Annotated in this window: 5 protein-coding genes, 4 pseudogenes and 1 other annotated feature; of the genes and pseudogenes, 7 read left to right on the top strand and 2 right to left on the bottom strand. The window is 40.5% G+C overall.

The genetic code is table 11. The features are described 5' to 3' along the window. From JMX92_RS12740 to JMX92_RS12715, 6 genes and pseudogenes are all read left to right on the top strand, one after another. A pseudogene (locus tag JMX92_RS12740) lies at positions 1–766 on the top strand (hypothetical protein); the annotation flags it as partial. A gap of 1 nt (position 767) precedes the next feature. Beyond that, a complete protein-coding gene (locus tag JMX92_RS12735; protein ID WP_201546021.1) occupies positions 768–2,315 on the top strand; it encodes a TnsD family Tn7-like transposition protein in 1,548 nt (515 codons plus the stop codon). Beyond that, positions 2,312–3,874: a Tn7-like element transposition protein TnsE gene (locus tag JMX92_RS12730; RefSeq protein WP_201546020.1), complete on the top strand. Its 1,563-nt coding sequence runs from the start codon at positions 2,312–2,314 to the stop codon at positions 3,872–3,874. The genes JMX92_RS12735 and JMX92_RS12730 overlap by 4 nt, the downstream gene beginning before the upstream one ends. 108 nt (positions 3,875–3,982) lie before the next feature. Then, positions 3,983–4,174 (top strand): annotated as a pseudogene (locus JMX92_RS12725) (type I restriction-modification system subunit M N-terminal domain-containing protein); the annotation flags it as partial. 53 nt (positions 4,175–4,227) lie between these two features. Next, the gene (locus JMX92_RS12720; protein WP_192524696.1) at positions 4,228–4,725 is read left to right on the top strand and encodes a transposase; all 498 of its coding nucleotides are present in this window, start codon (positions 4,228–4,230) and stop codon (positions 4,723–4,725) included. Continuing rightward, positions 4,701–5,048, top strand: coding sequence for a hypothetical protein (locus tag JMX92_RS12715; RefSeq protein WP_192524697.1), 348 nt, complete (start codon positions 4,701–4,703; stop codon positions 5,046–5,048). Before JMX92_RS12720 ends, JMX92_RS12715 begins: the two co-directional genes overlap by 25 nt. Before the next feature lie 459 nt (positions 5,049–5,507). Here the strand turns inward: JMX92_RS12715 and JMX92_RS12710 are convergent, their stop codons facing one another. After that, a complete protein-coding gene (locus JMX92_RS12710; RefSeq protein ID WP_201546019.1) occupies positions 5,508–6,572 on the bottom strand; it encodes a 2,3-butanediol dehydrogenase in 1,065 nt (354 codons plus the stop codon). Positions 6,573–6,846: 274 nt separating this feature from the next. On the opposite strand from JMX92_RS12710, the pseudogene JMX92_RS13600 reads away from it, so the two are divergent. Beyond that, positions 6,847–6,978: pseudogene (locus tag JMX92_RS13600) on the top strand (IS3 family transposase); the annotation flags it as partial. A gap of 209 nt (positions 6,979–7,187) precedes the next feature. Here JMX92_RS13600 and JMX92_RS13595 read toward each other — a convergent pair. Next, a pseudogene (locus JMX92_RS13595) lies at positions 7,188–7,687 on the bottom strand (transposase); the annotation flags it as partial. Then, positions 7,296–7,412, bottom strand: a sequence feature (AL1L pseudoknot). Its footprint overlaps the pseudogene before it by 117 nt. Positions 7,688–7,988: the final 301 nt, after the last annotated feature.

Genomic DNA, 7,988 nt, shown 5'->3' with positions numbered 1-7,988 from the left:
ATATCTTCTTAACGGCTTCAGCTTTAAATTCTGTGCTATAGGTTCTTATTTTCTTGACCATGATAAGCTCCGATTAATATGCTTAGTTTACCAAGTTTACTTGTACGGTTTCTTCAGCATAGCTCAAGATATTGCTGTTAAAATATTTGTTTTAGCCCAGTTACGAGCTATAGATCATGGCATAGAACGCATTACTGTCCCTTTACTGCAAACTACTTACGATGAAGACCTTAGACCTATTCATCCTATGATCGACGCCCTACGATCTGGACGAGCTGATAAAATTGCTCAGTTCTCAGATCTGGTGATACCCGATATTGATAAAAAGCTCCTAACGCTTCAATCACAATTACAGCAAAGAGGGGCTGAGTTTGATGAGTTTTCTGAGTATCAGGGACATGAGATGAGTATCAGATTACACCGCATGTTAGTTGATATTGGTCAGGAATCTCCCCTATTAGTGCCTACGGTCAAAAAGGTCATTCAAAAATTACCGAATGCATCTATATCTGATTTGATCGTTGTAGTGCTAGAATGGTTGAAAGATGAAAAGATTGATGAGTCCATTTCAACAAAAAAAATAAAACCCCGTAGCTCGAAAGCTAAAGCTAGTCTTCTGAAACAAAAAGACTGGCATACCTTGGACAATGAAGATTTACGCTTTCAGTTCAGCCAAAAGAACAAAGAAGAGATGTTGTATGATCATTTAAAAACGTCCACTAATCTTATTTTTGATATAAATGATTGGCTACCTAAGGTAAGTTGACGTGCTAAATTTCCCCATCCCTTACCCTGATGAACTTATCTATAGCACAGTAGCTCGCTCAAAAGTAAGATCAGGAATCACCAGCCCAAAACAACTGCTCGATGATATTTTTGGAGATAGAAAGGTAGTAGCAACTGTTGATATACCGTGCCATTTATCTAAAATCACTAAACACTACCCTACCGGTCTATATGATGTTAATACATTAGCCTATAAACATACTTTGTTCCCCTTGTACGCCCCTTTTATTCCTGAAGAGCGCAGACAGAAATGTATGTATTGGATGGGTGAGCAGTCGCAAGGAGCTATTCATCTTGCCATTGGTAAAAATGCTTCGCGATTACCGCCGATTAAATTTTTAAGGTTTTGCCCTGGATGTTTTGATGAACAGCTGGCTAATCATGGAGAGTGGTACTGGTCAAGACTATGGCAAATTCAAGGATTAACTTGTTGCCTAAAACATGGAACGTTATTAAATTCTTCTCACGAGTATAGATCAGTATCTCGCCATGACTTTATCGCTCCTGATCCGCACAACTGTAAACCTAATATTCAAATATCGTCTAGTGCAGATGATATATTCATTGCACAAAAGATAAATGAGCTTTTTCATTTGCCGAGCCAGACTTCACCTAGCTATGTGCAATGGAGTGATTTTTATAAAAAGCTTGCTTTAGACAGTGGCTGTCTTAGAGGTTCAAAGCATATCTATTATGACCAAATTGTTGATAAAATAAAAAACAGATGGTCTGACAGTTTACTTAAACAATATAGTCTAAATCACTTAGAAACAGAGACAAGCTGGCTTCGTGGTATATTCCGTAAGCATAGAAAATCATTCAGCTACTTAGAACATATTATCGTTATTGAAGCTCTAATAAGTAATTATTGGTCATTCCCAGAAATAATAAGGTTAGTAAAATCTCAAAAACCTGAAAAGCCTAAAACTGAAATTGAAGCAACATTACCTGAGCATATTGATTCCACCATCCTCCTTTCTAAGCGTGATCTTTGGATACAACTCCTAAGAGAACAAAAAAGTATAAAAAGTGCTCGTTCGGTCGATCGAGCACTTTATGCGTGGTTATATCGTAATGATAAAGCATGGTTGATGCATACTAATAAAAAGAATCATAAGTACCATATTCCTGAAGGAACAAAAATCAACTGGAATCAGCGTGATATTAAAACAGTACGTTTGTTAGTTGAAAAAAATAAAGCAATAATTTGGGATATGCAAACACCGCGTAGATCAAAAAAATGGTGGATGCAGCAAACCAACTCCATTGCTACAGTCGAAAAAAACTTAGATAAACTACCACTCGTAGCGGCTTTCTTGGGCCGGTATAGTGAAGATGTGAGCGACTATCAGATTAGACGTGTAAGTCGTGTACTGATCAAAAGTATTGGTAAAAAAGAAGTTCTTTCACGTTGGGTAGTATTACGACAAGCAAAGTTAAGTGAACAGAGAATGACATCTGTGACTGATAGATTTTTAGAGGTGGCTAATAATATTACCATCAAGGAAATAGCTAAGGTAAGTTTATGAAAATTAGGAGTTTTCCGAAAAATGTGCAGATAAGATACATTGGTAAAATTTTTAAGCACAATCATTTGAAGTCGTGGAATGTAGAATTATGCGTAAGAGACGGTGAAACAAATCTTCTAAAACATACTAGGCTATCGAACTTACCAGCTCTCGCAAAAAGAAGGTATATAAATCCTAACGATGGTCAGGCCCGTAAAGGCGGCTATTCAATGAACTTAGATGGCATATCGACTTCAAGCTGGAAAAAAGGTTTCGACTCAGAAAGTGGTGGTAACACCTTTGTATTCGACTATCACAGTCATCATTCTCCTAGTATGAAAGTTCATATACCTCAAATAGAAATTGCAAGAATTCTATTTTTTCATAACACTTATCTCGCTCGAAACTGTGTTGATAACGGTATATTAAGCCGAGAGTTCTGGATTAAAAGAAAAGCAGATAACTCCATACTAATAAATATACTCCCTATTTGTACTCTGCCACTGAAAACCTTCGATAGTGAAGGCGCGCGACGCTTATTAGCATGGGTTTTATTAGATGATAACGCCCGTACTTCATATGAGAGTATTGCTAGATTATATAATGCAGAAGTCCTAGACAAAGATGGCAGCAAAACCTGGATTTTTCATTTTCAACCACCTCAACTTGATAACCTAACACTAGAGACTAGGGGTTGGTTTGATGATAAAACTAATAATTATTACGTCCATGAGATTATAGGTATTAGTAACATTCAATCCTCTTTATCTGAAAAAGTGTATTTTTATAGCGATAAGTTCAAAGTCGGTGCACAACCAGGCAATAAAGGCGGTAGTGCGGGAAGACCTGATCTTACTGAGAGTGATTCTATTGACGACCAACATGATGCAAACATTGATACTAAAGTAAAAAAATTAGATATTCCAAAAACCTCTTTTAGTTTTATAAGCCCTATTGAGACTCGGAAAATCGCGAAAAGAAGGTCCAAAGGAAGAGTTAACACAGATATTGATTCTAATGATGAGTTTGTAGTGTTAGATCTAAGTACTGATGAGGCTACAATCGACGGTACAGCTTGCCAAGCTAACTTTTCGGGCCTAGATGACCAAAGTGATGAACTGCAGCTGTATATGCAAAGATTTGAAGCTTTTAAGATGCTTATCGAGAGACTATCTGAGGAAAAGGAAATTTACTATGATGAAAACTTACATTTTTTACCAGCTGTTGGTCGATCGAGATTACATAGAACGACAGACGGTAATAATCGATCTTTGCTTGAACTACAACTAAAGACCAAAACAGCTTATTTTATCATTTTAGAAATCGATATGAATGATACTGATAGAATGCTGTCAACACTAATAATTAAAGTAAAAGATTTTGAACGATGGGATCGGCAACTTGAGAAAACATTACAGTTGATAGTTCAACGTTCAATTAATTGGCCTACCGATGTCTATCTAAACAAATTTGGAGTAGTAAAGAGAATGAAGCACCCATCATTCTCATTTAAATCAACTGAAACCAATATCGAATTTGACGGATGGTTAAACCGACTAACCAGTATTTTAGAAATTTGATCTCCGTTTAAATAAAAAATTGCTATGGTCCAGTTATTATCAACGAATCAAGCATTGTAATACCCACTTTTTAACCTGTTCCTCTTTTATTTCTATAGGATTCTTATCATGACAAGTACCCAACAACGAGCCGAACTACACCGCCAAATCTGGCAAATTGCAAACGAGGTTCGTGGCTCAGTCGATGGCTGGGACTTTAAGCAATATGTACTGGGTACTTTGTTTTACCGTTTTATCAGTGAGAACTTTTCCAGTTATATCGAAGGGGGTGATGAGAGCGTCAATTATCCCCCTATGGCAGGATAGTTGTCACCCCTAAAGAATAATCCAAATGGGGGCATCAAGGACACATCATGCCACGTTATAGTGACGAACGTAAACAAGCCATACTCAGCAAACTACAACCCCCAAGCAACATGAGCGTTGCTGCAGTATCAAGAAGTGAAGGCATCGGCTTACAGACCCTGTATAATTGGCGCAATCACGCCAGAGAACAAGGTCAGCCCATGCCCACCAACCACCATACCCCAGATAACTGGACCAGTGACACCAAACTTGCCACCGTTATTGAGACTGCCGCCCTAAGCGAAAGCGAGCTTAGTGAATACTGCCGCAACAAAGGCCTCTATGTCGAACAAATCAAAGCTTGGCGAGCCTCTGCCCTACAAGGCTTTAGTAGCAGCAAACAGCAAAGCCTCAAAGACAAGCGTCAACAACAAACAGACCGCAAGCAGATTAAGCAACTCACCCGAGAGCTTGCCCGAAAAGAAAAAGCCCTAGCTGAAACTGCCGCCTTATTGGTACTGCGAAAAAAGTTGGATGCGTTTTGGCAAGAGCACGAGGACGACTGACCTCACTTTCAGAGCGCAAGCAGTACATCAACTGGATCCAAGAAGCCAATGGATCAGGGGCAAGACTCACTCTGGCCTGTTGTGAGGTTGGCATCAGCATACGCACCTACAGGCGCTGGTATAAAGCGGGTCAAGTGAGTGCTGACCTGCGTCCTGATGCCGTGCGCCAAGCCCCGAGGAACAAACTGACGCAAGCTGAGCAAGCTGTCATTATAGCCGTCTGCAATCAGCCTCGCTTTGCCAGTCTGCCGCCCACCCAAATCGTACCCACCTTACTTGTATTTCAGAATAGCTATGGTCACCTTTTAAGAGACTTGCGATGATTTGCTGCTTCTCAGTACCGCGTGCAAAACCTTGTATCTGACGACTATAGTGGTCTTCATAGTGAACCACCCCAGGATTGTCGTAAACTTAGCGTCTTATGAGGATGTACTAAGTGCTAACTTCGAAATAATTGAAATGCTTATGCTAAATGATGACAAGAAAAGCCTAACCAATTTAACGAAGAACCAGATATTAAAAACCTTGTCTGTATGACAAACAAAAACAATACCTCTGGGAGTTGACTCCCAGAGGTATTGTTTTGTTTAGTCCTTCGCTATGATTCTGGTAAAATCTTTAGGTACCGTCATAATCAATTGGCACAAGTACTTTAAATCGCTTTAGGAGTGTCACCGTGTGTCTAAGGTTTCCTAGGTAAATTTGGGCAACTTGAGGTTTGGTTAATTCTAACGTGCGGATTAAAACCACCTAGCTAGCCAGATATCCCCTTGCCTTACTGTTTACAGGTTTGGGTTCACAATAATTTTCACTGCTGATTCATTGTTGTGAATTAAAGTCTCAAAGCCTTTAGCAATCAAATCATCCAATTTGATACGTTGAGTAATAAAGGGCTCAAGGTTCACTAAGCCATCTTCGACCAATTTGATGGTTTCTTGATGATTGTTTACATAACCAATAGTCCCACGTACATCGAGCTCCTTCATGACTACGCTATGTACATTTACGGAAGCTGGGTGGCTCCAGATAGAGACAATCACAACCACACCAGTAGGTTTAGTAAGTTCAACCAGTGAGTCCAATACCTTATTGACGCTGGTGCATTCAAAGGCCACGTCCACACCGCGGTTATCCTTAAGCTTCATGACTTCTTCAGGCAAATCTATTTCAGTCGGATCTAAAATGTAATCGGCAACCTCACTTTCTTTAGCCTTCTCTTTGCGCTTGGCACTCAATTCAGTGAGAATGACGGTAATACCTTTGGCTTTTAAAACGGCAGCCAATAACAATCCAATCGGACCACCACCACCGACCAAAGCGACATCACCTGCTTTGGCACCACTGCGCACAAAAGCATGATAGCCAACGGCTAACGGTTCAATCAAGGCTGCTTGATCTAATGGGATTTTATTAGAGATAGGATGTACCCAGCGACGCTTGACCGCAATTTTTTCAGACAAACCACCACCGCGACCACCAAGACCAATGAAGTTCATATCTTTTGATAAGTGATAATTCTCACCAGGCGCGGTAGACACATCATCGGCAATAATATATGGTTCAACCACGACATGCTGACCAACCTCAATATCATCAACACCCTCACCGATAGCATAAACGACCCCTGAGAATTCATGACCCATAGTGATTGGGGCAGACTCTCCTGAGATGGGGTGAGGATGACCGCAAGGGGGGATAAAAATAGGACCTTCCATAAACTCATGCAAGTCAGTACCACAGATGCCACACCAAGCGACATCGATTCCAACGGTACCCGACTCTACAGTAGGCTCTGGAATATCTTCAATACGAATATCGCCTTTGTCATAAAAACGTGCCGCTTTCATATAAATCTCCTTTGATTGTCATTAGAAAAAAATATTGGATGGTGCATCAAAAATTATGCTGGCATCAAACGTAGCCATAATAGATGATTGTAAATATTTGGCTGAGCAGATACAACGTAGGCCTAGATGCCCTAACCTCAAAATCATTATCCACTGCCAAAGCACGATTGCAACCGTGAGCTACACACATATAAGCCTAAAAGAACGATATCAGATTTATGGCATTAAAAGGGCATAACATGGCAGTCAATTTGTAGCAGAAGCTGTCAGAAAGATAGCAGACAACAATCGTAACTTGAGCGCAACTGTTCAGCAGCTCGGAATAGAGATGCAAACGTTATCTAATTGGCAGAGTAAAGCGAATAAAGGCAATCTCAAAGGCTGTGAGCAATATGACCTACAATTATCAACTGGTGTATGATGTCAATTCCGTAGAAATGAGGTGAGCTCTATCTCATAGCTGGTACTGCACCCAGAAGAGTCAGGTTTGTTCAGCATGCCCTTTGCTATCAAGTCATTGAACCAACCCGACTTTATCGGAGGTTAATTTACCTGAGTCAGGCAGAAATTACTAACAAGGTAGGATTGAGTCTCCGACAATCCTGGGGCGGTTCAGTCCTGCCAAATACGTTTGATTTCACTGATATAATAGTCGTCATGCTGACTGCGCAGTGAACGCTTTTCAGGGCAGCACTCCATGTCTTTAGCACGGTAATAGGTTGACGGGGCAATCGGTAGTACTCTACAGATGGCTAGGGCCCCGTATTCTAGCTTGTTATTATCAATAAATTTGACCATTACTTGAGTGGACGGTCGAGCTCCGCCTGGGCGAAAAAAGCGGCAGCCTTGCGTATAATTTCATTGGCTTGCTTTAGTTCTTTGTTCTCACGTTCAAGATCTTTGATACGCTGCTCTTGGCTTTGAGCTTGTAATGATGCAGGGATAGTTTGGTCTATGTGCTTTTTATGCCATGATCGCAGGGTCTCAGGCGTGCAGCCAATCTTAGGAGCAATGGCTTGAATGGCTGATCATGTAGAGGGATAGTCGCTTAATGCTTCAATCAGCATGCGAACGGCTCTTTCTTTAATTTCGGGAGTGTAGTTTCGTGTTTTCATTGTCGTATTCTCTCAGAATATTAAGTCTCCGACAATCCCGGGGTGGTTCAAAACCTCTTATTAGGTGTCCTAAATTAGTTGACCACTACAAGCATAGCTCACCTAAGCCTAAAGTCATGAGTGCGCTTGGTAGAAAGTGATTTATTAGCGAATAGAAAAAGGCTCCCAAAAGGGTAATGCCAGTCAGTTAACGCTGACTGGTATTTTTTTTGGGATATTTTTGTGGTTTACCCTTAACTACCCTCGGGCAAGATCGCTTTCTACGTTCAGGAATAACAAACAATTTCCCTTCCTCTAAAAG

It is taken from the genome of Psychrobacter sp. H7-1, from assembly GCF_904846585.1.
GTDB lineage: Bacteria > Pseudomonadota > Gammaproteobacteria > Pseudomonadales > Moraxellaceae > Psychrobacter > Psychrobacter raelei.
This window is presented reverse-complemented; position numbering and strand designations above follow the sequence as displayed.